This is a genomic window from Furfurilactobacillus sp. WILCCON 0119 (assembly GCF_053471565.1).
This window is the reverse complement of sequence record NZ_JBPCCV010000001.1, coordinates 170,329-194,875: the sequence shown is the minus strand read 5'-3', so window position 1 is coordinate 194,875 and position 24,547 is coordinate 170,329. Positions and strand designations below refer to the sequence as shown.

40 protein-coding genes are annotated in these 24,547 nt (G+C 44.4%); 8 read left to right on the top strand and 32 right to left on the bottom strand.

Annotation, left to right across the window (positions count from 1 at the left end):
• Nucleotides 1-3: 3 nt before the first annotated feature.
• The 17 genes from ACRYI5_RS01095 to ACRYI5_RS01015 all read right to left on the bottom strand — a co-directional run bounded on the left by ACRYI5_RS01095 (nucleotide 4) and on the right by ACRYI5_RS01015 (nucleotide 12,744).
• Nucleotides 4-639, bottom strand: coding sequence for a Gp15 family bacteriophage protein (locus ACRYI5_RS01095; RefSeq protein ID WP_448223961.1), 636 nt, complete (start codon nucleotides 637-639; stop codon nucleotides 4-6).
• Nucleotides 640-649: 10 nt separating this feature from the next.
• Nucleotides 650-1,180, bottom strand: a complete 531-nt coding sequence (locus ACRYI5_RS01090; RefSeq protein ID WP_448223960.1) for a hypothetical protein — start codon at nucleotides 1,178-1,180, stop codon at nucleotides 650-652.
• Between the two features lie 167 nt (nucleotides 1,181-1,347).
• Entirely contained in the window at nucleotides 1,348-1,932 is a 585-nt protein-coding gene (locus ACRYI5_RS01085) for a phage tail tube protein (protein WP_448223959.1), read from the bottom strand.
• Nucleotides 1,933-1,945: 13 nt separating this feature from the next.
• Nucleotides 1,946-2,377 carry a hypothetical protein gene (locus tag ACRYI5_RS01080; protein ID WP_448223958.1) on the bottom strand — a complete coding sequence of 144 codons (432 nt, stop codon included), beginning with the start codon at nucleotides 2,375-2,377 and terminating at the stop codon, nucleotides 1,946-1,948.
• A complete protein-coding gene (locus ACRYI5_RS01075; RefSeq protein ID WP_448223957.1) occupies nucleotides 2,374-2,781 on the bottom strand; it encodes a minor capsid protein in 408 nt (135 codons plus the stop codon). The genes ACRYI5_RS01080 and ACRYI5_RS01075 overlap by 4 nt, the downstream gene beginning before the upstream one ends.
• Nucleotides 2,778-3,158, bottom strand: coding sequence for a putative minor capsid protein (locus tag ACRYI5_RS01070; protein WP_448223956.1), 381 nt, complete (start codon nucleotides 3,156-3,158; stop codon nucleotides 2,778-2,780). The genes ACRYI5_RS01075 and ACRYI5_RS01070 overlap by 4 nt, the downstream gene beginning before the upstream one ends.
• Nucleotides 3,151-3,564: a hypothetical protein gene (locus ACRYI5_RS01065; protein WP_448223955.1), complete on the bottom strand. Its 414-nt coding sequence runs from the start codon at nucleotides 3,562-3,564 to the stop codon at nucleotides 3,151-3,153. Before ACRYI5_RS01065 ends, ACRYI5_RS01070 begins: the two co-directional genes overlap by 8 nt.
• A gap of 13 nt (nucleotides 3,565-3,577) precedes the next feature.
• On the bottom strand, nucleotides 3,578-4,549 hold the full coding sequence (locus ACRYI5_RS01060) for a N4-gp56 family major capsid protein (RefSeq protein WP_448223954.1): 972 nt from the start codon (nucleotides 4,547-4,549) through the stop codon (nucleotides 3,578-3,580).
• Between the two features lie 13 nt (nucleotides 4,550-4,562).
• Nucleotides 4,563-5,174 carry a hypothetical protein gene (locus ACRYI5_RS01055; protein ID WP_448223953.1) on the bottom strand — a complete coding sequence of 204 codons (612 nt, stop codon included), beginning with the start codon at nucleotides 5,172-5,174 and terminating at the stop codon, nucleotides 4,563-4,565.
• Between the two features lie 76 nt (nucleotides 5,175-5,250).
• On the bottom strand, nucleotides 5,251-5,487 hold the full coding sequence (locus ACRYI5_RS01050; RefSeq protein WP_448223952.1) for a hypothetical protein: 237 nt from the start codon (nucleotides 5,485-5,487) through the stop codon (nucleotides 5,251-5,253).
• Nucleotides 5,487-7,070 carry a phage minor capsid protein gene (locus ACRYI5_RS01045; RefSeq protein WP_448223951.1) on the bottom strand — a complete coding sequence of 528 codons (1,584 nt, stop codon included), beginning with the start codon at nucleotides 7,068-7,070 and terminating at the stop codon, nucleotides 5,487-5,489. Before ACRYI5_RS01045 ends, ACRYI5_RS01050 begins: the two co-directional genes overlap by 1 nt.
• The gene (locus ACRYI5_RS01040) at nucleotides 7,063-8,607 is read right to left on the bottom strand and encodes a phage portal protein (protein WP_448223950.1); all 1,545 of its coding nucleotides are present in this window, start codon (nucleotides 8,605-8,607) and stop codon (nucleotides 7,063-7,065) included. The genes ACRYI5_RS01045 and ACRYI5_RS01040 overlap by 8 nt, the downstream gene beginning before the upstream one ends.
• A 51-nt stretch (nucleotides 8,608-8,658) precedes the next feature.
• Nucleotides 8,659-9,978, bottom strand: coding sequence for a PBSX family phage terminase large subunit (locus ACRYI5_RS01035; RefSeq protein ID WP_448223949.1), 1,320 nt, complete (start codon nucleotides 9,976-9,978; stop codon nucleotides 8,659-8,661).
• Nucleotides 9,959-10,675 (bottom strand): terminase gpP N-terminus-related DNA-binding protein, encoded by a 717-nt coding sequence (locus tag ACRYI5_RS01030; protein ID WP_448223948.1) that lies wholly within the window; start codon nucleotides 10,673-10,675, stop codon nucleotides 9,959-9,961. Before ACRYI5_RS01030 ends, ACRYI5_RS01035 begins: the two co-directional genes overlap by 20 nt.
• A 38-nt stretch (nucleotides 10,676-10,713) precedes the next feature.
• Nucleotides 10,714-10,917 (bottom strand): hypothetical protein, encoded by a 204-nt coding sequence (locus ACRYI5_RS01025; RefSeq protein ID WP_448223947.1) that lies wholly within the window; start codon nucleotides 10,915-10,917, stop codon nucleotides 10,714-10,716.
• A 458-nt stretch (nucleotides 10,918-11,375) separates the two neighbouring features.
• A complete protein-coding gene (locus tag ACRYI5_RS01020; RefSeq protein ID WP_448223946.1) occupies nucleotides 11,376-11,915 on the bottom strand; it encodes a hypothetical protein in 540 nt (179 codons plus the stop codon).
• Nucleotides 11,916-12,234: 319 nt separating this feature from the next.
• Nucleotides 12,235-12,744, bottom strand: coding sequence for an ArpU family phage packaging/lysis transcriptional regulator (locus tag ACRYI5_RS01015; protein WP_448223945.1), 510 nt, complete (start codon nucleotides 12,742-12,744; stop codon nucleotides 12,235-12,237).
• A gap of 187 nt (nucleotides 12,745-12,931) precedes the next feature.
• Between ACRYI5_RS01015 and ACRYI5_RS01010 the strand changes: the two genes are divergently transcribed.
• Both ACRYI5_RS01010 and ACRYI5_RS01005 read left to right on the top strand, forming a co-directional pair.
• On the top strand, nucleotides 12,932-13,138 hold the full coding sequence (locus tag ACRYI5_RS01010) for a DUF378 domain-containing protein (RefSeq protein ID WP_448223944.1): 207 nt from the start codon (nucleotides 12,932-12,934) through the stop codon (nucleotides 13,136-13,138).
• Nucleotides 13,139-13,211: 73 nt separating this feature from the next.
• Nucleotides 13,212-13,691, top strand: a complete 480-nt coding sequence (locus ACRYI5_RS01005; protein ID WP_448224290.1) for a TspO/MBR family protein — start codon at nucleotides 13,212-13,214, stop codon at nucleotides 13,689-13,691.
• A gap of 237 nt (nucleotides 13,692-13,928) precedes the next feature.
• Here ACRYI5_RS01005 and ACRYI5_RS01000 read toward each other — a convergent pair whose 3' ends face one another.
• The 13 genes from ACRYI5_RS01000 to ACRYI5_RS00940 form a co-directional block, all read right to left on the bottom strand.
• Nucleotides 13,929-14,090, bottom strand: a complete 162-nt coding sequence (locus tag ACRYI5_RS01000; RefSeq protein WP_448223943.1) for a hypothetical protein — start codon at nucleotides 14,088-14,090, stop codon at nucleotides 13,929-13,931.
• Complete coding sequence (locus ACRYI5_RS00995) at nucleotides 14,087-14,386, bottom strand: hypothetical protein (protein ID WP_448223942.1); 300 nt, start codon at nucleotides 14,384-14,386, stop codon at nucleotides 14,087-14,089. Before ACRYI5_RS00995 ends, ACRYI5_RS01000 begins: the two co-directional genes overlap by 4 nt.
• A complete protein-coding gene (locus ACRYI5_RS00990; protein WP_448223941.1) occupies nucleotides 14,379-14,726 on the bottom strand; it encodes a hypothetical protein in 348 nt (115 codons plus the stop codon). Before ACRYI5_RS00990 ends, ACRYI5_RS00995 begins: the two co-directional genes overlap by 8 nt.
• Nucleotides 14,704-15,432, bottom strand: a complete 729-nt coding sequence (locus ACRYI5_RS00985) for a putative HNHc nuclease (RefSeq protein ID WP_448223940.1) — start codon at nucleotides 15,430-15,432, stop codon at nucleotides 14,704-14,706. Before ACRYI5_RS00985 ends, ACRYI5_RS00990 begins: the two co-directional genes overlap by 23 nt.
• Nucleotides 15,433-15,435: 3 nt before the next feature.
• Nucleotides 15,436-15,693 carry a hypothetical protein gene (locus ACRYI5_RS00980; RefSeq protein ID WP_448223939.1) on the bottom strand — a complete coding sequence of 86 codons (258 nt, stop codon included), beginning with the start codon at nucleotides 15,691-15,693 and terminating at the stop codon, nucleotides 15,436-15,438.
• A complete protein-coding gene (locus ACRYI5_RS00975; RefSeq protein WP_448223938.1) occupies nucleotides 15,690-16,613 on the bottom strand; it encodes a DnaD domain-containing protein in 924 nt (307 codons plus the stop codon). The genes ACRYI5_RS00980 and ACRYI5_RS00975 overlap by 4 nt, the downstream gene beginning before the upstream one ends.
• Nucleotides 16,614-16,622: 9 nt before the next feature.
• Nucleotides 16,623-17,483 (bottom strand): hypothetical protein, encoded by an 861-nt coding sequence (locus ACRYI5_RS00970; RefSeq protein WP_448223937.1) that lies wholly within the window; start codon nucleotides 17,481-17,483, stop codon nucleotides 16,623-16,625.
• A 2-nt stretch (nucleotides 17,484-17,485) separates the two neighbouring features.
• A complete protein-coding gene (locus tag ACRYI5_RS00965) occupies nucleotides 17,486-18,391 on the bottom strand; it encodes a DUF1351 domain-containing protein (protein ID WP_448223936.1) in 906 nt (301 codons plus the stop codon).
• 3 nt (nucleotides 18,392-18,394) lie between these two features.
• Nucleotides 18,395-18,601, bottom strand: a complete 207-nt coding sequence (locus ACRYI5_RS00960; protein ID WP_448223935.1) for a hypothetical protein — start codon at nucleotides 18,599-18,601, stop codon at nucleotides 18,395-18,397.
• A 99-nt stretch (nucleotides 18,602-18,700) separates the two neighbouring features.
• On the bottom strand, nucleotides 18,701-18,895 hold the full coding sequence (locus tag ACRYI5_RS00955; RefSeq protein ID WP_448223934.1) for a hypothetical protein: 195 nt from the start codon (nucleotides 18,893-18,895) through the stop codon (nucleotides 18,701-18,703).
• Nucleotides 18,896-18,898: 3 nt separating this feature from the next.
• Complete coding sequence (locus ACRYI5_RS00950) at nucleotides 18,899-19,201, bottom strand: DNA-binding protein (RefSeq protein ID WP_448223933.1); 303 nt, start codon at nucleotides 19,199-19,201, stop codon at nucleotides 18,899-18,901.
• Between the two features lie 2 nt (nucleotides 19,202-19,203).
• The gene (locus ACRYI5_RS00945; RefSeq protein WP_448223932.1) at nucleotides 19,204-19,740 is read right to left on the bottom strand and encodes a hypothetical protein; all 537 of its coding nucleotides are present in this window, start codon (nucleotides 19,738-19,740) and stop codon (nucleotides 19,204-19,206) included.
• Nucleotides 19,741-19,800: 60 nt separating this feature from the next.
• The gene (locus ACRYI5_RS00940) at nucleotides 19,801-19,977 is read right to left on the bottom strand and encodes a hypothetical protein (protein ID WP_448223931.1); all 177 of its coding nucleotides are present in this window, start codon (nucleotides 19,975-19,977) and stop codon (nucleotides 19,801-19,803) included.
• A 71-nt stretch (nucleotides 19,978-20,048) separates the two neighbouring features.
• On the opposite strand from ACRYI5_RS00940, the gene ACRYI5_RS00935 reads away from it, so the two are divergent.
• Together ACRYI5_RS00935 and ACRYI5_RS00930 are read left to right on the top strand one after the other, a co-directional pair.
• Nucleotides 20,049-20,612: a hypothetical protein gene (locus ACRYI5_RS00935; RefSeq protein WP_448223930.1), complete on the top strand. Its 564-nt coding sequence runs from the start codon at nucleotides 20,049-20,051 to the stop codon at nucleotides 20,610-20,612.
• Between the two features lie 173 nt (nucleotides 20,613-20,785).
• On the top strand, nucleotides 20,786-20,938 hold the full coding sequence (locus ACRYI5_RS00930) for a hypothetical protein (RefSeq protein ID WP_448223929.1): 153 nt from the start codon (nucleotides 20,786-20,788) through the stop codon (nucleotides 20,936-20,938).
• Here the strand turns inward: ACRYI5_RS00930 and ACRYI5_RS00925 are convergent.
• Together ACRYI5_RS00925 and ACRYI5_RS00920 are read right to left on the bottom strand one after the other, a co-directional pair.
• Nucleotides 20,935-21,069: a hypothetical protein gene (locus ACRYI5_RS00925; protein WP_448223928.1), complete on the bottom strand. Its 135-nt coding sequence runs from the start codon at nucleotides 21,067-21,069 to the stop codon at nucleotides 20,935-20,937. The genes ACRYI5_RS00930 and ACRYI5_RS00925 overlap by 4 nt on opposite strands.
• 9 nt (nucleotides 21,070-21,078) lie before the next feature.
• The gene (locus ACRYI5_RS00920; protein WP_448223927.1) at nucleotides 21,079-21,315 is read right to left on the bottom strand and encodes a helix-turn-helix transcriptional regulator; all 237 of its coding nucleotides are present in this window, start codon (nucleotides 21,313-21,315) and stop codon (nucleotides 21,079-21,081) included.
• A 170-nt stretch (nucleotides 21,316-21,485) separates the two neighbouring features.
• On the opposite strand from ACRYI5_RS00920, the gene ACRYI5_RS00915 reads away from it, so the two are divergent.
• The 4 genes from ACRYI5_RS00915 to ACRYI5_RS00900 all read left to right on the top strand — a co-directional run bounded on the left by ACRYI5_RS00915 (nucleotide 21,486) and on the right by ACRYI5_RS00900 (nucleotide 24,404).
• A complete protein-coding gene (locus ACRYI5_RS00915; protein ID WP_448223926.1) occupies nucleotides 21,486-21,809 on the top strand; it encodes a helix-turn-helix domain-containing protein in 324 nt (107 codons plus the stop codon).
• Nucleotides 21,796-22,239 carry a hypothetical protein gene (locus ACRYI5_RS00910; RefSeq protein ID WP_448223925.1) on the top strand — a complete coding sequence of 148 codons (444 nt, stop codon included), beginning with the start codon at nucleotides 21,796-21,798 and terminating at the stop codon, nucleotides 22,237-22,239. The genes ACRYI5_RS00915 and ACRYI5_RS00910 overlap by 14 nt, the downstream gene beginning before the upstream one ends.
• Nucleotides 22,240-22,301: 62 nt before the next feature.
• Nucleotides 22,302-23,114, top strand: coding sequence for an Ltp family lipoprotein (locus tag ACRYI5_RS00905; RefSeq protein ID WP_448223924.1), 813 nt, complete (start codon nucleotides 22,302-22,304; stop codon nucleotides 23,112-23,114).
• Between the two features lie 111 nt (nucleotides 23,115-23,225).
• Nucleotides 23,226-24,404, top strand: a complete 1,179-nt coding sequence (locus ACRYI5_RS00900) for a tyrosine-type recombinase/integrase (protein WP_448223923.1) — start codon at nucleotides 23,226-23,228, stop codon at nucleotides 24,402-24,404.
• The last annotated feature ends 143 nt before the right edge of the window (nucleotides 24,405-24,547 follow it).

The following is a 24,547-nucleotide window of genomic DNA, read 5'->3' as shown; positions in this document are numbered from 1 at the left end:
CTCCTAAATCTTTCCTGCTTTGATTAATTCCGCTCGCCTTATAGCCTTATGCGGCATATCAAGCCCAGCTAATTCCAGTTCAAGCTCCGATTGGGTTAGCTTGCCATTGTGGTTAGTGTTATCCAACGAATAAAGGAGCTTCATCTGGTTGATGAGCTCCTTTTGTTCGTCCGACATGTCGTCATTTAATTTAATAGAGCGGTAGGTAGTCACCTTACGAAACTGTGTATCGTCTGTTAGGCCTTCGAGCATGGCACTAAATTTCGACCAGCTAAGCGTTACAGAATCTAAGTCAATACCGTATTGCTGTTGAAAGCCGGCTTTAATTAAGTCCTCGTCAGCATCAAAATCAAATGACGTTTTACTGTGTCTGAATAACTTTTCGCGTCGCTTTTCCCGCTCCGTATATAGCTTTTGCTTAAAAATGGCGTCAAGAAGCTGTGCTTTCTCATTTACATCCAAGCCGCTTGTATCACTTGCCACTAATGCCTTAACAGCAAGCTCTATACGTTCTTTCTCAGTTAACCCTTCATCTTTAATGAGCTGAAAATATAGCAACACAATTCTAAATGAGAGGTCCAACTGGTACCGGTGGTTCTTAAAATCTACGTAATTGGTTTTAACTTGCGTGAAGCTCATGGCTATTCACCTACTTCGTCTCACTGGCCTTAATGGCCGCAATTTCATCAGCGTAGCGTTGGCGATAGTCAGACAAATCAGTCGCCTGCGTCACGTTTTCAATAATTTGAGTGACCACTTTGGCAAGAACGTTACTGGATTCTGAACACAACTTGTAAATCTGCTCACCAGAACCATCCCCGAATAGATCATCCAGATACTGTTTGTATTGTTCTGTGGCTTTTTTGCTTGCTTTCTCATATACTTTCACAAAGCGTTTGTTGTAATCGCGATCCAGCGCAGCCAATATCTTTTGAAGTGCGACCTCGTTAGGCTTCAGCTTGTCATGTTCCTTATTGCGTGCTTCGTCCTTCTTAGCAGTAACCTCGGTTGCTAACCGATCTACTTCTTGAACGCTGTGTACTTCTTGCTTCTCAATATCTAAGGCAGTCGCCTTAAACACAGCTACCGACTTGTCGGCAAATGAAGCGGTGAACGTTTTGCCGCCAATTTCAAAATCCAAGTGATCTTTGGGAATAATTAAGCTAATTACGTCAGACATGTGTAGACCTCCATAAATTTAGTGTGTTCTATGTACGACGGCCGAAGCCGCCTGTAAATTACGCCGTAGTACCACCTTGCACAGATTGACCAGTATTATCCGTTGGTGCGGGATTAGGTGTGGGTGCTGGCGTTGGATCAGCCGTTACCGGTGCGGAACTATTGCCACTATTTACTCGCTGGCTTTAGTTCAACACCTAAGATGTCCTTGTTTTGACATGGCGTTTCTAGTAAAACAGCAGCCAGCTTATCAGCTTCATCCGGTCCAATTGTTGCAGGCGAAGATTTGTAGCTAACGGTAGTTTTAAAACCACCGTTATCATCCGCAGCCCCACCACCATCGTCGATGTCTGAGAATGTGACCATTCCTGTCTCGACGGAGTGAAGTGTTAATGAGCCATCATCATTCTGTAAGTATTGGCACTTACGGAACATCCGTTCACGGGCCGAACCAGTCTTTTGTTTCATGGCAGCAATATCATCTTGTGCAGGATTACCGATTGAACGATCACCAGTGATATCGTATGAAGATGTAACCCCAGTAACGGTTGTGTTTTCTTGCCCACCACCGTTGTAGTATGCGGCCGTCTTCTTTTTATCGGTGTACTTAGGCGTCACGTTCGTAATGCCTTCAGCCACGTACATCCAGTCTTTTACTTTTGAATCATTATCAACTTTTCCTTCGAAATACTCGTCAAGGTAGTTTTCTTGAATACTACCGTGGACGTTTAACGTTTGAGTCGCATCTGCCATCTTATAAATCCTCCTAAACTAAAATAACGGTTACAGAAAAAACGCCTTGATAGACCGAATACTGTTGCGAGTCCTTATTGGCATCGTCTTGGACGGTAGCAATAATGTGCGCAGATTCAGTCATCTTGGCGTTTTGAAATTTGAAAGAGCTGTTACTACTCTTAATTGATACGTGTGTCGCATCTTCCATCGCATCCATAATGGCATTTAGTGTGTTCAATGACACAATGCCCTTGGTGTGCTTTGACGTGACAGCAAATGAAAAGGCCCGCTTGCGGATCCCGTTGTAGTAACGGACTGCTGGGCCTGTTGGTTGAACTTCATAGCTAAGCGTGTTACCTGGATGGTAACTGTTCCCCAGTTCCATCTTGGTAAACAACTCAACATTTGCGCTAATGTATTTGTTAACGGCCTCATCGAGGTCAAGATTTACCTGCCCCATCATTTAGCCCCCAAACCATGCATCACGAGTTGCTCCCATGATTGACCGTTAATCAGCCACGCGTGGTCAACCCAGTGGCCTTGCGCCTGCGGATTAACCTCGGTGGTGTAATGTAACGGCCGACCAGTCACGACCTTCTTGTAGCCCTTTTTGGCGGCCCAACCAACGGGTGTGCCAGCTGGATACTCCATGGCCTTACCACCGTAGACATACTGGGCATATGGTTCATTCCAAATTAATGTGACCCCGTGTGGCCGAGTGATACGAGTAACACTCTTTTGCAAGTTGCTATTCAAATTGGGGATAAACGGGTCAACGTCTGTAACGATTTTATCCTTGAGCATGTTCATCAGTAGATAATCGTTGGTGAGTGTGTTCAAAATGCCCCAGCTAACCTGATTATTCATGACAACACCCCTTCCCAGTGATGAATGTGGTTGCCGAAATCGTAGGTTGGATCAAACGACTTAACTAGCAACTTCTGACCAGTTGAACTAACCACAACATGATCGTTAACGTTCGGTAACCTAGCCAACGGTGTCGAGTTGGCCGCATCAACGAACAACATGTAATTACCGGTAATGGTTGTTACTGTTGTCCCGCTACCCACCGATTGGACAGACACCCCGGCCGCAGGGTCAACGCGAACATGGTCAATGGTGTAACTGGTGTCGGCGGCGGTTGAATCCCCGTCGCTCCACGAGTCGTCTTTGTCCTTGTCCGGTTCGTCTGGCAATACCTTGATTGAATCCGACAGCAATTCTAACGGAATGGCATCAACCATACTGACCAACTCCCCTGTATAGCAAGCCAGTCGGCCGCAGGTAGTTGATTGCCATGTTCGACCGTTGGGCAGTCCCACGAGGCAGGCTCACAGACGCTGCCTTATCGTAATTAAACTTACCCACAGACACATGAGTGAGACCACCGGCAGACTGTTTAGCATTGGCGAGTTCCTCAACGCCACCAGCATCAAGGAACCACTCAATTTGAGCGCAGATGGCCTTTTTCACATTCAGGCGGTCAGCATCCAGTGGCAAATCCTCAAGATTATGACTATCAAAATAGTGGTTGGCGTATTCATTAACAAGTTCCTCAGCCCGGGCCTCTAAACGATTAAAGTCGGCGTCATCTTTAAGTGGCTCCCCATAATAGGTGCTACTATAAAACCCTTGATCGACCATTTGCATTTAAATCACCTCGTTACTTAGTGGGTGTTGTAGTGCTTGATCCCGTTGTAGATGAGCTAGCGGCCTTCCCACGTTTAACAGATGATTTAACCGAAGGATCAGGAGATTTCGTAACGTTTTGGTCAATAACTGTTCCGCCTACGACGTCAAATGGGTTAATAACAAGCAGTTTAGTGTCATCATAAATTGCAACACCATAGTGTTCATCCGCGTTGAACTTGGTAACCTTGTTGTCCATGTCACGGCCCTTTTCAGCCAATACCCCACGTTTCATGAAGGTCTTCATTGCCCCAGGCTTGGCTGCTAGCGCTGAACCAACAGCAATCTTCTGAGAGCGAACAATTTGCCATCCTAACAACTCACCAAATGTACCGTTGATCAAGATGTTATCACCCAGGTCAGTAGCCCGTGTCCAGTTTTCCGCCGCTGCCTTACGCAACTTGTTGACGTCTTTTGGATTCATAAATAAAACACCGGTTGCAGCGGAATCATCTTCAACTGCGTACTCACTCGTGTCATCATTGAAAGCTGCTTCAATAGAATCAATCATGTCCAGCGTCGTTACGTCAACGTTAGAAGTCAACTTCAAGCGAGCTTTCATGGCAGCTGCCAAGATGTCGTTATCGATCTTTGAGGCAATCGCCATTGTAATTTGACGTTGGCCTTCACCAACTGGGTCACCATAGCCGCTCAGTGCCGCTTCATCGGTGATTTTTACCCCTTTGCCGGCCTTTTTAATGGTGAACGTGTCAGTGTCCGTTGTCAGCATAGCGTAATCAATTGCGCCACCTTCTTCAACGTCTGTGGCGTCACCAATGTACTTGTAACGCGGAACACTAATAACATCCCCTGGTTGGCCTTCTAAAGTTGTGTCGATTGGTGCAATAGAACCAAAACGGATTGCTTTTGGTAGCTTTGCAGAAATTTGCGCCGTCATGATCTGCGGATCAATCAGGTTGTCTAATACAGTAATATCATTAGCCATCTATGCTTTCCTCCTAAATTGACAGCTTTTCAGCTGCTTGCTTATAAATATCGGGGTGCTCCAGTTTAAGTTTAGCTGCCTCTTCATAGCTAATCTTAGATAAATCTGGGACCGTCACCGGCATGCCTCCACCGAGATTTTGTCCTGCCACTGCGGTTGAAACTGGCCCAGATTCACCCTTAAATGCTGGGTTGCGTTCTAACACACCAGCTAGGGCGTCATCAATCGTCTTGACGCCGTTAGCCTTTCCAGCTAGGTCAGCCTTAGCTAGTGCCAGGGCATCATTCAAGTGGTCGTTGTTAACCCCTTGTTTAAGTGCCGCCACTTGAGCCAACGCATTATCACGCTCAGCCTCTGCTTTGGACAGCTTTCCCGTTGCTTTATCCAGTTCGCCGGACTTGGCCTCCAGTTCCGTTTGATTGGCTGCAACATCTTTGTTGTGTTGGTCGACCAATCCTTTCAGATCATCTTCATTGTCAAAGCCAAGCGACTTTAACAACTCAGCTCGTGCTTCTGAGGCCACCTTCTGCGTATCGACCGGCGAAGGAGTCGGTTGTGTTTCCAGTGCCGGTGTTGGCGCAGAAGTTGGATCAGTTGTTGCTGGCGTTGAATTATCTTCTGCCATATTGTTGCTCCTTTCCTAATTTGGGTATAAAAAATAGACCTTTTAATGTCGTATCTAGGACAGATAATCATTATCTCTACTCTTGTTTACGATTCATTTCCGACTTTGCTTTCTTTACATATCGCACCACCTCTGGCGGCCACTGCTTAATTCCGGCCATAGCTGCTGCAAGAAATTCATCATCCACTTTTTTTTGCTCTTTGGGCAACGCTGATTTTGCAGCAGCATCAACAACTACCGTAGTCGGTCCCACCGTAATATCGTGTAATCTTAGCCACTGAATAATTTCTGCTTCGGTCATTTCTTTAGCCATTATTTACGCTCCTCTAAAACTATTATCGGTTTGCCATTTTCATCAATGTAATTATCAACCACTACAAAACGGCTATTACGTTCATATAATACTTCATGCTCAGCCGCGTTAAAACTTCGCATATCATGTGCTTGTGTTGAGTTAAGTATAATTTCCCTGACAGTATCATCAGGATCGTATACAGACGTTCCAAATGATGTAAAGGCACGTGTGGTAAACTTTTGGCCGACCTTACGGGTAGCAAGGTAATTCCTTAAATCATCACTATCCCAAAAAGTATAAGACCGATATATCTGCCCCTTATACTTAGGTGTCTTCAACAATGCTGCATCCAAATGAGGCACAGTATTTTTAAATTCAGAAGGAATTTCCGCGCCGTTACGAAGCGCATAGTTAATCTTATAAGAATCTGAGCTAATATAAGAATTAACCGCTGCAAGTTCAGATTTACTTAATGTAGCCCCTTTAATTTCTGCTTGGTTACTATCAACAAGAACTCGTTCACGATCGTAACGCCTAGTTAACTTGTGGTCCTTAGTAAACTCACGTACGGCTTTCTGGCGACGGCTGACAAGGTGCTTGGCATTCTGAATGTCAGCAGGTTCACCCAGTTTCTCGGCGGCTACCTGTTGCCGCTTAGCTTTTCGAACACTGGACTCTAAACGCCGCTGTGTTTGCTTGTTAGCATACATAGCGGCGTTTTCATCTGCGTCCATTTGTGGGACTTTCATGTAACCCTCACCCTCAATGTAGGGCAAGGTGTGGTGGCGGCAATGAATACCGCCGATTCCTGTGGCAGTTCCATAACCAGTCGTTGACTCGAAGTCAGGATATTTATCAGTGTCCCCAGTGAGGGAATAAATGTGGTCTTGAAATCGCAAGTGTGACGGACGGCACCCGGCGTGTGAACTGATTTTCACCAGAGCCCCGTATTGTTTGTAGCGGGCCAGCTCAACCGCATTGGTCGTGTTGTTCACTGAGGCTTCAATAACGGTCCTAATGTAAACGTCTGGCGACCAGTGGCGGCCTGCCTTGTCAATCAATGCTGGTATGCCCTGGTCGGCCCACTGCTTAGCCGCCTTGCTCAATGCTTTAGTGGACGTTGTACCGGTGCGCATGTCCGACGCCGCCGTGGTCACAATTTTGTTGAACTGTGTGTAGGCATTCTCAGACATATTGTTGCGGGCAATTGTCAGATACTTCTCGCCGTCTTTCTGCCCTTTAGCAACCTCGGCGGCAACCGTAGCAGTATCACCAATGTGCGCCACAGGTTTATGGGAGTGCGTCCTTAACCAATCCTCGGCCCGTTTAACATTGTTGTAGCTCATTGGACCCAGCGTCGTCATTAACGTCAACACGGCATCTTCTTGCGGCTTACCGGTTACTTGCTTAGCATACCTCCGAATGTCGTCAGCATGGTTAAGCATTTCCTGCTGCCATTTGGATGGTGGTGTGTCATCTGCTTGGTTCTGTTGTTCCTCAGCTAACACGTTCGCAATGTGCTGCCAGATTAAACCCTCAACGTCGGCAAAGTTCTGTGAATCTTTGGCAGCGACTTTATCTAGGTCCCACGGATCAAGCATTAGCCTCACCGTCTTTACCGTCACCACCCACAATGTCGCTAATGTCACCCTCAGCATTAGCCGACTCCGCGTTAATTTTATCCAGCATTTCTTGTGCCTCTGTGTCAGTAACACTCATGGCACGCTTGATTGATTCAAGTTGTGACATCACAGGCCGGTTCCCATTCGCAGTCATGTAATACTTGAGGTTCTCATCGCGGTCCTTGGCGATTGAGTCATCGAAGTTAACCGACACATCAATATCAGTGGCACCGCTATACTGCACCGACGGGTCATTGTGAGCCAACTCAACGATTACCTGGCACATGTGGTGTAGCACGTCCTCAATCAGGGTTTCATGACTGTTCTTCGTCTGGTATGTGTCAGAGTTTTCACTCACGACAGCCGTAGCGGTCACCATGCCCGTCTTAGAATCAAACGTGAACGCGTCTGAGCTAAAACCAACCTGTGAAGCGTACATGTGTAGCAAGTCGTTAATACCGGACACGATGGACTCATTACGCAGTGGCAATGTGATGTCAGTCGGCTTGGTACTTTCACCATCACCGCCACTCATTTCCGTTGAATATGGCATGTAAACTTCTTCTTTGAAGTCTACCGTGAAGCGCCGCTTCCCAGTAACTGGATCAACACTACTTTCTAACTGGTTAGATGGTGCCACAATGCGCCGGCGTCCCATCTTGAACTCTTGTCTCAGCATGTCGAAAGCTTCATCAAGTTCTTTCAGTGTATCTTTTGCATTCGCGTAGATAGGCACACCAAGCGGACTACTCATCTCAAGGTTATTCGCTAGGTTGGGCTTTAGGTAGATGAATGTCGGTTGCGAATACAACGCCTTAGAGTAACGGGTCTGTGGTGCCATGTTCTTAAACGCTTCTGGCAACACGGACCAGTCAACAATCTTCATACCAAGATCATTGCCCTTGTCATCAACACTCTTATAGACTTCGTTAGTCACGATGTAGGCGCCGTCATCTTCCTCATGCCATTCAAGCAACGTATAGCGCTGCCCATTGCTAACGATCGTCGAAGCGATGACACACTCAGTAACGCCGTTAGCGTCTGATGAGATTGGATAGAATGAGTCCGCTGTAGCAAATCGAATCTTGACCTTGCCGCGGTCGGTATACAGACGTAGCACAATGCCACCAGTACCAAACATATACTCAAGGTACCGTTCAAAATTATGGTAAAAGTGGTTATCTTGCAGCACCCCGTGAATGAAGTTGTTCTCAACGTTGTTGTAATCATCGGGTGAAGTCTGGTCTGGTTCCTTATCCTTGTGTTCAGACACTGAAATCAACGCCTTCTGGTTGAACACAAGGCTTGCCATCTTCTTAGCCGACACCTGCCCCATGTTCAGTGAGTACATTTGACGATCAAGGAACGTTCCGTCTGGCAGTTGCCGGTGGATCCGTTGCCACCCTGGATGTGATTGATAAATGCTAAACCAGTCACTGATCAGTGAGTATTGCTGGTCATCCACCATCACTTTCTTGTGATCGCTCACGTTCTGTAACGTCGTTGCTAATCCCATCTTAACTAACACCCCCTTTATCCAGTCGCATACTTTGTTAAACAAGGCTAATCACCTCTTATATCGTTTCGTGAAGTAGTTGGCCGCATAACGGCTCTCATCCATTGCATGGTTATTGGCATCTACCGGCTTGCCTGTGGCCTCATCACGCACATACATCCCCAGTTCTTTAATGTAGTGATAGTGGTCGTAGCTTTGCTCTGCCAGTCCACTCATTGGCGTATCAACCAAAGCAAACTGACCGTCGCTCATTAGTGACTGCATCCGCTCAACACCAACTTCAATCCCCTTGGCGGCACCCACGTGGTCGTGACCGTTGTTGTCAGCCTTACCAGCACGAATGCCAACCTTAATCAGTTCCTGCCGCAGTGACAGTGCCGCCGGGTCAATTTGAACCATGCTGTATTGAAGCTGGTACGTTTTCACACACCAGTTAATGAATCGCTTTAGCTCCACCGCATACGTGCTCATGGCCTTAGTTTGGCCGGTCTCTGTCCCACTGTGGTAGTAGTTAGCTACCCGATTGAGGACAAATTTAAAGCGCCCATCAGGTTGACGGACGCTTGTAACAATATTGCAGCTCATCGTGGTGGCATCATCTTGACCAGCATCGCCCTCGAAAAACATTTCAACTGGCTTACCAATTAACGTCTGATCGGTCATGGCGTCTTGATCGAACATGTCATAGATAACCCCTTGTGGCATTACCCGTAAGCCTAACCAGTCACGTTTGTACAGGTAAGGATTGCGGATGAGTTCAGCTTTCATGGTTGCCAATCTAGCTGGCGTCATAATCGGGTTGTCATGCATAGTCCAGTGAAGCCAATGAGCATCGTGATCATCAAAAAACTTAATGATTGGGTCTTGCGGAGCTGGCGGGTTTAAGTCAGCTAGATGGTAACGATACGTTGCCGCCGCAGTCCGTCTAAACGTCTCTTCAAGAAACTCTTTGTTAAGCAGCTGAATTTCAGAATATGCAACCGAACCTAAAGACAACCCACGGATAGCATTAGCACTGTTTGACTTACCGCCACCCTTAAAGTAAATTTTCTTTTCTCCGCTCGGCAGGTCTAAAGCCAAGTGGTCACCACCTCGATCGCGTCGTAAATGGCTGGCCCCATCGAAGATGTACGCTAATCCCATGCCATCACCCTCAATAAACAAGTTGTAGGCTAGTTCCTGGTTGTACGCACTCACTAGATGATTGACGTCTGGCGTTGCTAAATAGAACATCGCCAACCGTGCGGCATCCGCTGCCGACTTTCCCGAACGGATGGAACCCTCATTGACATCAAACGTGTGATCAAACAGCGAATTTATAAAATCCCACTGTTTGGCCCCATAATGTACATTAGTCAGTGGTGTCCTCATCCGGGTTAGCCTCCTCAGGTATTAATGATGTAGCTTGTGTACTCAAGGCTGTCAGTAATGGGTTAGTAGCACCCTTACCCTCAATCTCATCAGCCTGATGTTCAGTAATTCGAGCCTTAGCTGCTGTGTCTCGTGAAGCGTCGTCCAACCGTAACAGGCTCACGATTCTGTCTAACGCATTCATCATCGCGTCAGTGTTGCCCTTCTTCGGGCCTTCCATGTAAACAGCAGCTTTAGCTTCATCATGGATGAACGTCAACGAATCAAGTACACGGTCTAATGACCATTTATGTTTAGCCGCTGCCTCTGCTGAAATCTTGTTAATTCTTTCCCTGATGGCCGGTTGCTTAGCAAGCTTTGACGACGCCGACATTACCGAGTTATCAGATCTCTTATACGCGTCAAATGCAATCTGATACGCTCTGTATAATGGCAATCTCTGACCACCAACCAGTTGAGCAAACAGCTCCTGCCGTGGTTCTAAAACATCCTCATCAACAGCAGATTTGTGTGCACCCTTTTTCGGTTGTGTGTGCACCCTTTTTGTTTTCGGCGGTGCATCATTACTACGTGACCACCCATGCCGTGTCTTCCATGACTTGACGGTGTTCATCGACACATCATACTTAGCGGCAATATCCTTGTACTTCATGCCGGCCATGTAGTCTTGTTCAGCCTGTTTGACTTGTTCTGCCATTACATATCACCGCCACCTCCTGTTAGTATTACTACTCATCAAAACGCACTGGCCATTTTAACAAACTGTTCCATCAGAACTTTCATTAGTGCTTTGTGGGGTCCGCATAGTGGTTCCGGTAAATCATTGATGACTGTTACCAAGAAACGTTCGGCTTCATTGTGCCGTTTAACCTTCTCGTATTCGGCTGCAGTCATACTCTCGGTCTGTTGTCTGATTCCTCGTTGAACTCGCTTCATCATTAGCCCTCCATGTCCTTGTTCTGGGTGCATCAGAAAAGCGCCGCCCATTTGGACGACGCTTAGTCTGGTGTTTATTCCGATTATCGAGGCGGCCAATCATTTCGGCCTCTTGCTTGGTCATATAACCAAACGTGGTGCTAGTCATCTGCATGTTTGTTATCATGCCTTTCGGGTTTAATGTTCGTGTTCTAAACTGGTCGAAATCGACGGGTTTAAAACTATGTATGGCATGACTACCATGCCATGATTACCGTTAACTGCGCATTGGATGTTCCTGCACCCGTACTGGTTAAGTTTAAAGCGCACTATGTAAGCAAAATAAAAACGCCCCGAAGGACGTTTTACTTTCCGCGATGTAAATACCAATAAACAAAGATACAAATAATAATGGTCAACGTCGCAACTGCTGTAAAAATAATGGTCACGTAATTGCTGACATCAAGCATTTATGCACCTCGCTAATTCAAACCATCTTCCACTTCTTTTTTCACTTCATTATTCCATTTTTCGTACTGAGTCTTTTCATTTTCATAATCCGTTAATTTTGTCATTAATAGATCCAGTGGGTTCATTTCATAACCAGTAAAATCATATTTTAAAGACGCAATAAGATTTGCTAGGTAAATCATAAACTTCGCCCCACCCTCATCCTGGCCTTTATAATTATATTGATTAAGTAATGACAACAAAACCACCGTCTTCTTAGAACCATACAATAGCGTTTTATGTGTTAAATCAATAAATTTTTCTCTTCCTTTATCGGTGTCCATCTCTTTGTTCTTTTCACTCATTTTGCTGATATATTCAGTCCAATCATTCAATACAGACTTTAATTCATTACCGCCTATTTGTCTAAAATATTGTTCAACTTGAAGCTGACGATTGTTACCAAATTCCAGTCTTTTAATTATGTCCGCACTGATATGTTTCGGCAACTGTTGAATGACAATGATCAAGACAAAAAGAAGAACCGTTCCTATTGTGGCTAAAATATTCATATCAAGACCTCCATTTATGATATGAATATCTTACCACATCATAAAAAACCGCCCAAAATGAGCGGCCAACTAAGTATGAATGGTGCCCAGACATGAAGCTGGACTAATTAACAAAAAAGAGAGAAGCACATTCACCTCTTTTCTATAATATATTTTTTGGCCGAAGCCAATGCCGTGTGGCGGAATCGAACCGCCCATACGTCCTATCACGGCTACCAACGTCATCATCATTGGAGGGCGCCATCGGTTAAATGGCACAATACCAATATAACCCCGCAATTCCCAAAATTCTTACGGATTTTTTCCGGTGTTTTTCCGGTTAAACTCCGGTCGTTTTCCGATTTGCATATGCTACCAGGTTCGGATAGCCTGCATGACACTCTTTTCTCGTTCGCATAAAGTAATCAGCAAATTGTAGGTAAGCATCACGCTTCCTCAACTGGTACTGCGACTGTTCACAGTTGAAGTGATCCATGATGTAATCCTGCGATTGGTGTAATACGTGTGTGCCGATCAGAATGTACTGCAAGTCAGCTTCACATTTCCGCACGGCTTGAACAGTCGCCTCAATGATTCGGCCAGCATTCAGCAAGTACCCCTCATCATCTAACCGCTCTAATTCGTCCAAAATGGCCCGCTCTGCCCCGTTATTGTTGCTATGTGACTTAGGCATCCCATCATAAACCGGAGAGCGGAGACTGTCCTTTAATTGCCACCCACTCATCCGCTGAAATCTTGGCACTTTATGTGTGAAGAAGTCACGGACGTTCTTCACCGTTTGATCGTCGTCGATTGCTGGGAAAAATGTTAGTTCTTCTACTTCTGTCACGTTGTCGCCCTCCCGAATGATTGCTATACTAAGACATACCAGGTTTTAGTAAGCAGTCGTCCTCGTTCTCGAGGGCGGCTTTTTTTGTTTATGAAGCAGTTATTTTGTGTTGTTATTGGCTTTTGAATAAGATGAACTTGTCAAATGCATTAGTAGCTTACGTCACTTTGTCAAAGGAGGTTATTTTATGAAAGCTTTAGATATTACTGCGTTAGTTCTGTTAATTATTGGTGGCTTAAACTGGTTGCTAATCGGCGCCTTTAAATTTGATCTAGTTGCTACCATATTTGGAGGCCAAGGAGCCATGCTTTCCAGAATAATTTATATACTGGTTGGCATCAGTGCCATTTATTGTCTTCGTTTCATCGGCTTGATTAACGAGCCTAAGAAGTAAGAACGTTTGCGGCCACACTTATGTGGCCTTTTTCATTCAAAAGATCGGAGGCTAACTAATCATGAACATAAGAATGTCCCGTAAAAGATTCAGCTGGTTGCTACTACTATTGTGGATAATAGCAGTGGAGTTTATTGGAATCCTATCATCCCTTTTTGCTGGCAATATCAAAGCCATGTACGAAGGACTTAACCTACCCGTGCTTTCCCCACCATCTTACGTATTTGGACCTGTGTGGACAGTACTATACGCTTTAATCGGTATCGCTGGATATTTACTTGTGTATCATTCCACTAGTCCCAAAGAATTACGAACAAACCTTTTCCTCTTCTTCGGACAGCTATTCCTGAATTTTATCTGGAGCATTGTGTTTTTCGGAGGAAGTAACTACTGGGTAGGCGTAGCTATTATTATCGCCCTGGTTGCCGTCGTCTTTGCCTGCATTAACGTCTTCCACAAGACAAGTACACTAGCATCATACTTGCTAGTGCCCTACGTAATTTGGATTACATTTGCCACATATCTGACTTTAGGAGTGGCAATTTTAAATTAATCCATACCTACTTTGAAATGACCTTTGAAACCTACCTAAATGGTGGGCTTTTTACTTTTCAGATTAAATTCACACCTATCCATTAACTTTCTTCCACACATCGGGCAATAGTGAATCACTCTTACGCCGTTTGTATGGACACTCAATCTGCAACTTGCGCATGATCTCGGCCTCTGTTAGTCGAACGCACCCGACAAGGGTCTGCCCGCCTAATGTCGTTACTCTGTACAGCATGGTTCAATCCTTCCCCGCTAACTGAGTTAGCATAATGCCTAAAACGGCCGTCATTGCAGCACCCCATAGTGCTATTAGGCTTTCCCGGTGCATGCTACAGTAAAATGTGACGGCCAACATTCCAAACGCTAGAATCACAACAGTGATGGCTTCCAGTGTCTTCATAGGCGGCCACCCGTAAGATTGTCCGACGTGTCCACTGATTCATACATTCTGTGGCTAACCTTGAATAGCTTGCCGTTAATGCCAACTTGATCAACGCGAATGCCGTACTGTTTCGCCACATAGATAGCGCACCATAAATCTTCTTCATCGCTATAACGATTGTTAGCAGTGGTGTATTCGTAAAGCTTTTTGCCATAGGAAATAAGCGAAATAATCTTGTATTCTTCGGCATCAAATCTTCCCATCCACCACTTGTTGTATGCTTCCTCAAGCGGAGATAGATTCGTTTTAATCATTTCCGTTATCCTCGCTATTTTTGGTGTCACTTTCTAAATGATCCACAATGCTGCGCAATTCCTTAGGCATTTGTGCCCGCACAATCGTGTTTGCCAAGTGGGTTACAACCTCAGTTGTGTAGCCGGTAAACTCTTTGCCATGGTCAGTAATTAAGTTAGTAATCAAGTTAGCAAGTAGCATTCCCGCTTCAACTGGCTCACAATCCATCACCACTTGCATTTTTCCGTTATGATACTCAATCCCAAGTTTGGTGGGATTGAGTATTGTCTTACCATGCTGGTTAATCTCGTCTTCATATTGTTCAACGCCGCCGCGTTCAATTTCCGTAATTGCTTTCATTTTTGTCTCCGTCCTCCGTGTCATCAATGCTGAAATGTTTGTACTGCAACATGGCGTTGATTTCGTCATCGACCTTCACACCTTTGATGTGATACTTGTCCATGAATGTCCAAATGCCAATGTTATGTTGCTCATTGTGGTGCTTAACGCAGATTGGCATCACGTAGTTGCCGCGATGGTCCACTTTTGTTCTAGGCCGTCCCATACCAACCGTATGAACGTGCGCCCATTGTGCTTCGTTGCCGCAAATACAGCAGACGCGATACTTAATGCCGTAGTACATCCGCCCAGGATCGCCTTGTAACAGGTCCCATGTTCGCCTAGCCCACGGAATCTTCCACTCATAGAAAAACTCAATTAGAAACTCGATGAAGTCGCTTGCCGCATCGATTGAGCAATCGCTAAAACTAAATGGCTCTCGTTTCGTCTTCTCCCAGAAGAACAGCTTCATATCCATCTCAGCCGCTGCCAGCGTCTCTTTGAAAGGCCAGCCATATTGAGATTTACAATAATCGCGAATCATGGCGAAAATTTTGGCACGCTGATCAGCCGTTATCTTCCGTTCGTCGCGGAACTGGGCTTCGAACAAGCCACCTTGTAGCTTAGCCAATCGGTGAATTGTCTTCTGGTCCTGCACTGGGTCCAAAGCGTCCACGATGTCAGCAAACAGTTTTGGCGTTAGCTTCAAGAAAACTCGTTCATCCATGACTTACTCCTCTGGCCGTTTAGTGCCTATAACCCGCACAGCCACATCTAGCAGCCGATAGGGTTCAGATGTGGATAAGCCTCCATCATTCTCCCGTGTTGCCGTGCTGGCGGCGTCGTCCTTTACACTGAACAAATCGAAACGAGTGAAAATATCGTTAACTCCGCAAACGAGCACGATGTCGCCGCCTTGAAACTGAATCCAATCGCCCAGGTTAACTGCTGGGTTGTTAAACTCTTTGTCTAGTACTTGAGTTGTCATGATTGCTCCTCCTCTGCATGTTGATTCTTTGCGGCGTCAATTCTGGCACGCAACTGCTCAATCGTTTCCCCTGCTGAATCAGGCTGTGAGGTTACCTCTTGCTGGTTGTAATCAGGCAATTCTTCACGGGACATAGATTGTTTGGGCCCGTAGCTTCCTCGGCCTTGAATTAAGTGCCGCCGCATTTCTTCCCGCGCTTCCTCGACCGTGGTTATTTTGGCTGCGCGCCAATCCCGCAACACTTTTTCCACATAGCGGATTAGCCCACTGCTCTTCACTTCATTCCTGGCTGCCAGCTTCAACGCAGCAATGGTCAAATCTTTGCCATACTCATCTACGTCTTCGGTCAAGTCTTGAACTTGTTGAGGATTAGGAAACTTGCTCCACGTGGTTTCAAAATATTCAATTGCCTCACCGGCCGGTGGTCGTGGGTCGTTTTCAGCAGGAACCGCGGGTAACTGAGCAGTCGCTGCTGATTCTTTGTTAGTCTCTGTTGTAGTCTCTGTGTAGTCTATGGTATTGGTCTGCTCATTTTGAGCAGCTCCATCTGCGCAATTTGAGCTCATCGTCTGCTCATTTTGAGCAGATCGTCTGCTCACTGATTTTTCTAACTTCTCATAGTCGATTGAATACCACTTGGTTTTGTCAAAACCGGCCTTGTTGTAATTTGCCGTTACCAAAATTTCCATTTTTTCGAGGTGTGTAATAGTACGGCGGATTGTCGCTACACTGTAAAATGTAAATTGCTTATGCCAGTCCTCATAAGTGTTGTAAATCCATTTACGGCCGTCCTTGACATTAGTCGACCTCTCCACCCAGTAATGCATTTGTTGGAGTAACAGGGCTTCCTTAGCCCCTAAGGCTTCCGCTAAAGATGGAACCAATAGCATTGGCGGTTCATCGAACAGAATTTTTCCCATGAGCGCCTCCTAAAATGGCAACTGTTCGTTTGGAATATCAATCCTATCCCCATCAAATGGAGAGCTCTGTGAACTTACCGGCGCTGTCGCTTGTGATTTAGCCGTCTGTTGCCCAGCAAGCACTTCACGCGCGGCCTGACGCAAACGAGAGTTATAGGTGTTCTTATCAGACCCAGCCCACTCAACGTATTCACGATCGGTGTTTACCAGTTGTCCAAGCGATTCGCCTTTATGCTTACCGGAAGTCATTGTAAAGTCCTCTGGTCGCCCACTCGACTGTTCACCGCTATTTGACTGCTGTCGTGAGTATCCGTTGTCCATCGTGCTTCCTAAGTCTTCAAGATCTTGCGTAAAGACGTTTGATAGACTTGCAACGGTCAAAGTAGCGTCAATTTGTGCCCGTTTTTTAGCCATTTTCAAAACTGTGTTATTCAATGTATATGGGTCTTGATAGGTAACCCCATCCCACATCTTCTTATTTTCTTTTTTGTTCCAGGTTTTTAATTGGTACCGATTTTCTTTAGTGTTAGCAGAACCAAGTCCCTCGGTAATTCGTTGCGTGCCTTGCGTTAACGTACATTTAACCGTGTAACTAAAGAACCCGTTGTCATAATCCAAAACCTGATCAACGATGTCATAATCGCTTGTGAGCCCCATCAGCATCAAAATTTTTTCTGCACCAGGTTTTAATAAGGTCGGTTTTTGCGTGCCGGGAATCACACCGTAGTCATGTTTGTTTGCCAGTTGTGACTGAACTAATTTTTGGAAATTATCAATTGCTTGAACTTTTTTGCTCATTTCTTGCTGATTTACATGTTCAATTAAATCCATCGGTGAAATTGTTATTTCATTTCTTGCTACTTCACTCATAGCTACGCACCTACTCTTTCACGTGGTTGTTTGGTATTAACCTTCAAGTCATTCTGCACACAGAAGCGAGCCAAGCTGTCTAGCTGTTCATCAGTACCGATCACTTCGAATACAACACTATAAAACTCTGGGAATTCAATGATGATCTCACCAGTGTCGGCATTGACCGTTTTATCACCGTGCTTGATTTGCTCTAATCTAGTGACGGCCTGACGCGCTTCTTCCTGTTTGCGTTCTGTTTCAGCTTGCTCTTTTAGTTGTTGTTGATAATTATTGGCACGCTGCATAACGTCTGATAACAGTGCCCCCGACTTGATTTGGTCGATATAACCACCAGCGTCAATACCCATAGCAGCACAATATTCAGTAATGGCTTTGATATCGCCTGCTAATTTATCTTTAGCAGCCTTAATGTCGTGCATTGCTCCGCCGATACCATCGAGCAACTTTTTGTTACTGATCGACTTGTTAAGCCAAGTGGAATCTATTTCAACGTCGTTAGCGTCAACTTCGTACTTAGGCGCCATCTCATCGATGATTGTTTGTACATCGGCACGCCTTGCTTCTCGTTCCTTGTTTTCGAGGTCTTTAATTCCAGCGTCAATTGGATCAATAACCGTTTGGATAATTCTTTCCAGACCCTTGATTTGCGTTTCAAAATCATTCAGAGGCTTGTTGTAACCTCGCTTCACTTCTTTACGTTTTTCATCAAGTAAGCTGGTGGTTTTCTTTAGCTCTGCGCGTAACCCCTTGTCGTTTTTAAGGGTTGCCTCAGTCGCTACATAGTTTTCGTACTTCGCTGCGTACATGGTTACTTGTTTCTGTAATGATTCAAAGTTAGTAATTTCGATGGAACTGGGCTTAACAGTTACTTCCGGTTTCAAACTGATACTCGTTGCTTCACTCATTGTTTACTCCTCACTGGCGATCATAAAGAACGCCTTTCCTTCGTCGTTAATCCGGTCCACCAGGTTAACCGCCACCGTGTCGCCGTAGGCCGCGATCACATCAATCATGTTGACTTCGTTGTTGAGTAATTGCTGACCGGTAAAACTAAAGGCGCCATATGAGTAGATCTTGTCTGGCAACACCTGCTGTTCAAAGTCGTTTTCAGTCATTGTTGCCACCGCCATTTCGTGATAAGCTTTAGGTATAGTTGTTTTGCCAAATTTCCAAACCGCAAGCCATTGCCGTGGCTTGCGGCTTTTTTATTGCCTTTATGCTGCCCGATCATGCCGGACGACTGAATCAGTCTTGTTTGTAGCGTTTGTTTCATCTGTGCTTTCCTCCTCTTTAAACAGTTGATTCTGATGGTAATAAGTGTACATTGTCCCGAACACTACTAGTGCAAGCCAGTTGGTCTGCAATTCATGGAATGCCCAAAACATAAAATCAATGATTTTAATTAGCATTGTTTACCCGGCCACCCTTTCTTGATTGTTTGCAATCCATTGATCAACGGCTTTAAGCGAGAACTGTAAGCGCGTCCCTTTGCGACTGTAGGGAAAATCCGGTTGGTACATGTAAAAATCATTCAGCGTTCCAACGTCGCAATGAAGTACCCGATCACAGATTGCCTGCTTGCCAACAAGTTCGTCATGCGGTTGCAGTTGAATCTTAATGTGCTCCAACAATGGATTAATTGAATCGCGAGACACCTGGTTAACTACCGCCTGTACGATTTCACGTTCATCAAGTCCATTCACTTGAATGTCCATGGTTACACCTCCTTAATGTAGCCTTTCTTCAAATACTCGCCCTTACGCTCGTCGTACAGATCAGACGGGTTAACATCCAACAAGCGACAGGCGTAAACGAAGTCAGTTAGTAGCATGAGCAAAGAGTCCATTTCTTCACCGACATAGTGATGAAGTTGTTCCCGTTGTTTATGATCTAAATGACCCGTTGCTAGTAACGTGCGAACCTGATCAGTTACATAAGCTTCTTGTCGTTCCCGTTCTTCCTGTTCACTGAACGCGTCGACTGCTAATGCCTCATGTCTAAATGCTGACCCATTAAACAAAGGCAGCACCCGCAACAGCTCATAAGCAACACTCAACGTTGCCTCGTAATCATTAATTCCGTTAGCCATTTTCACCATATTTTCAGTGGATACTTGAACCCCTTTGGCTGCGTTACTAACAGATGATTTATTAACTCCTGACGATAATCCAACTGCCTTTTGATTTAGAGATAACCGTTCCATTGTGTGATTTAGTAAACGGCTAAATCTATTTACCTGTTGTGTCTGCATCATAATCACCCCCTCTCATTTAGAAAAAAAGCCTCTAATTTTCTAAATGGTATTTGCTATGCTTTAGTCATAATCAGTAGCAACTGCTCTGCGCCTTGCAACACCCTCCGACACGGCCAGAACGTTCTCAGCAAATTCCTCACCATGTTGAGTCAACAACGTCACCATCTCATCGAAAGAATGAGTTGGGTCATTGGCTGTAATTTTTTTGGCGTACCAACATGCTTTAATTTTTTGCATAAAAGCACCTTTCAAAATTAAGTATTCATCACCTTGCTATGCAATAATTAGATTGAAAGCGAGGAATTCAAATGACACATTTGACAACTGACAACTGGATTCAAATAATCGGCATTATTGCTTCATTTACAGCATCCACAGTCTCCGTAACCATTGCGGTACTTGCGTTGCTCCAAACCAGAAAGGCTGCTTTAAGAACTAAAGACATTGCTTTTAATGAATCCAGACCATACGTCACCATTTACATGACTGCCTTAGATACAGGTGTAATGTCTATGCACAAATACCTTGTTATCAAAAATTTTGGCAAATCAGCTGCTAACATATCTTCCATAATTCCTAAAGGCAATCTAGATAAACCTAATCAAGAGAGGAAACTGGCATCATTAAAGAATTTTGTATTGGCCCCAGGCATGTCTGTCCGTGCAAACGTAAATGCTAATTTCAGTGATACCGTTATTTTTGAAGTAATGTATACGGACGCTAATAAAAACACTTTCAACGACACCTTTTCAGTCAACTTTGGATATGGTGACGACCTTATATATGAGGAAGCAAGTAAAAGTGGTCTTCCAGATGGTGTTAACGAAATCATTGCCGCGCTTAATATCATTGCTCAACAACTCGACAGCTAAATCTTGTTAAAATAAATCAAGAAAAAGATAACCGTCATTGTTGTAAAGACGCCAGCGAGAAACCCAATCAGCAAAAAGGCTAGTATTTCCATTTCGTCCTCCTGCGCGTTCTTTAAAAATTAAATATGTTACTTACCTTCTGCGCGATAATTAATGCAAAGGAGGTGATACAAATGATTAACCAATTCACCATTGCTCGGATTCTGATGCAACACGGAATAACTGATAGCAATAATCAATTATCTAGTGCCATTGAGGCCATTCTTCGTGAATATAAAAAGTCTGAAGAAAAAGCCACTTCATCAGAACGCGAAGAACTACACTAACGTCCGATTAACATCGTGTAGACATTAAGCAGGTGTGTGAAAGCCTCTAACCTTTCCGCATCTGCTTTTGTTTGCGGGTCATCTGCCAAATCTAAAATTAATTTTTCAACCTTGTCTTCTACGTTTTTCATTTCGTCCTCCTACGCGTTCTGTTTTGCTTTATTGATTTTTGTACTCGTATCGCGTACTTCTTTTGTAAAAAAATAGGTCCAATCCGTATCAAGTTTAGACGCCAACTCTTGTGCGGATTCTACTGAAGGAGTTCTATGCGCTTGCTCATATGAAGCATACGTCGTTAGAGGTATGCCAAGTCGCACCGCCATTTCTTTTTGGGTTAAATTGTTTTTTTTACGAATTCCATATAACCATTCTCGCATTTGATCACCTTCTTTCTACGCGTCCTGTATTGGCTATGAATATAGAATAACACAATACGCGTACTTATCAAGCTTAAATTACTCTTTTTGTATTAAAACTCATATAAAAGTATGCAATACGCGTTTTGCGTACTATTCTAAGTACATAATAAGCAAGACAAGGAGCCATTATGTTTCCAGAACGATTAAAACAATTGAGACATGAAAGACGTGGATTGACTCAAGAATCTCTTGCTGATCAATTAGGAATTGCTAAAACCACGTATTCATCTTATGAACAGGGAAAGCGAGAACCTGACTTCAACACTCTACAACGCCTTGCATCATATTTTGATGTATCAACGGATTACTTACTCGGCAATTCACCTGCTAGGCAAGAAGTCGATTTAGACAAGCCAGGAGCAATTTTACGTTATAACGGCAAACCAATTCCGCCAGAGGATTTGGAGCTAATTAAGCGATTGATCAGGGGTGCTAGAGATGGACATGAATAATGTAATCGAAGACCTAAGTAAGCGAGCCAAAAAAGAAGGAATTAAGGTAATTTGGTCTTATAGCCTTTCACCAAATACCCCCAGCACCGTGTCTACTCGATACAAGGTAATCGTCATGAATGCAATGGTACACAGATCCATTGACGATTATGATGATTTAGCCATGGAGCTTGCCCATGAAATTAGTCACATTGAAAATGGTGACGATGAAACAGCTATCCTACCTTATTCCGCTACCAAAGATGTTGACTATGGAATTGAACATGACGCTAATATTGGTGCCATTGCAATGCTACTACCGTACTACCTCGCTGATTTTGAGACGGATCCAACTGAAATAAATGTAGTAGACTTTATGCACCAGTTTGGTGTGCCGCTGCATTTTGAAAACTGTATTCGTGAAAAAATAAACAATATATACTCTCATTGAAGTGAAGTTATGGACCAAAAAAGATGTCCTTAAAAGCTGATTTCACATAAAGGGGCCTTTCCATGAATAATCTAGAGAAGTACAAGAGACAAATTTGGGGTGTGCTAGCAGTAATTGCTGTTTTATTAATCATAGTGGGAATTGCCAACGCAAAGCCCACTCTTCATGTTTCAGCGAAGACCATTTCCCCTGACGCAACTTTAAAAGGGACAGCGGCAGACATGTCTACTGTATATTTTAAAAACGAAAAAGATAGCGAAGACGCAGGACATGTCAGTGTCGATGACCACGGTAAATTTAGTATTGATACCCTTGTTGCGGGTTCCACCTATAAAGTGTTCGCACAGAAGAACGGAAAAAAGAGTGAATCCATTAAGGTGCGTGTGCGCAATTACTCTGATGACGATACAACCACTGATTCAAATGATGATGAAGACGACGATTCTTATGAAGCAGATTCTACTGACACAGAATCCGATAATGCAGACAACGATGATTCCTCTGATCAAAGTAGTTCATCAAGCGATACAGAGTCGGATTCAACTAACGACAGTTCAAGTACCGAATCAGCCACACACGATGAAAAGGCGGCCTTAAAGTCCGCACAATATTATTCATCGAGTGCACACATGTCCCAACAGGGCGTTTATGATCAGTTGACTTCAAGTGCTGATAAGTTCTCTCCTGAAGCCGCTCAATACGCTATTAATAATTTAAATGCAAACTGGGACGAAAACGCGTTACAGTCTGCAAAAAGTTATCAAAAAATGGGTGACATGTCCACAGAGGAAATCAGGGAACAATTGACGTCATCTTACGGTGAACAATTCACTCAAGAACAAGCTGACTTCGCAATAGCGCATTTGAGCAACTAGATAATCGCCCTTCTGGGCTTTTATTTATCAGCAAAAAAGAACGTACGTTTGTAAAACGAGAACTTAAATTCTAAAAATCCAACTTTGTAATCAATAACGGAGGTAAAACCAATGGCGAAATGGACTCCACTACCTAAACATCCAAACATTTATTCCTACGAAACAAGAAAAGGAACCCGTTATGGCATCCGAGAACATTTCACTGATGTTTACAGCAAACGGCAAGAGTTTAATAAGAGCGGTTTTAAAACTTGGCGTGAGGCCGATGTTCAACTGAAACTATTCGAAGGCCGTCTAGCCCGTGGCGAACTTGGCCCCCTTTCCCATTCTGATATTACTGTGGCCCAGTATTACAAGCTACTACGTGACCGAAAGCTTAAAATGGGCATCTGGAAAACTTCCACCGCTAAAGTCTCGCGAAACTACTTTAACCAATATTTTAAAGACACACTTGGTGACACTCCACTTGAAAAAGTCAGACGGATTGATTATCAGCATCTGATCGATGAACTTGGATTAAGGACCGGTGACGAAGCACTCTCTAAAACGACAATTCGCACGGTAAATGCAATTATGCAGCTCATCATGAATGACGCCGAACGCAACGACATCATTCAAAAGAACAAGCTTCGTGGGGTTCAAGTCCTGGGCGGTGAAGAACCTCGGTCGCAAACATTGGAAAAAGCAGACTATGAAACCTACATGAACACTGCTAAAAAGGTTCTGAATCGTTATCAATTTGATATGCTCTATTTACTGACACTTGGCGAACGACGGAGTGAAATATTGGGGTTACGCAAGGAATCGTTTGACTTCTTACGTGATGATCTTCATGGCGATGTATGTAAAATTACGTTTGATCGTGGGCGTACTCCTGATGAACCCAATGGGACCACTTTGAAGACTAAGTCTGCCTATCGGTCGATCTATGTATTCGGAGACATTGTTGATATGATCCGCTATGTGATTCAAGAATCCGAAGGCATCCGCCGGCGGCACAACTTATCGATCAATGACAGTGATTACATCTATTTAAATGAAGACACTGGCAAGCCTGTGCATCCCACCTATCCAAATCGCATGCTAAAAAAAGTCTCCGCTGCTTGTGGCATTGATGTGCACCCCCACCTGCTTCGCCACTATTTTGCCACCGAGGCAAGCGGTGCGAACTTACCGAACATGGACGTTATGCACTGGCTTGGGCATAAGCATCTACAAATGACAGAAGAATATACCAGAGGAACTAAAGAGGGTATGCTACGCGTTATGAAAGGAATGTCAGGTGGCTGATAACTTTTTGGGGGATTTTTTCGACATTTAAAAAAATCCCCCAGAAAATCCCCCAAAACTATCCCTAATTATCCCAATCTATCCCAAATTAATTTACTTCATCCAACGCAAAAACGGTCACCATCAAGGGTTAACAACCCATA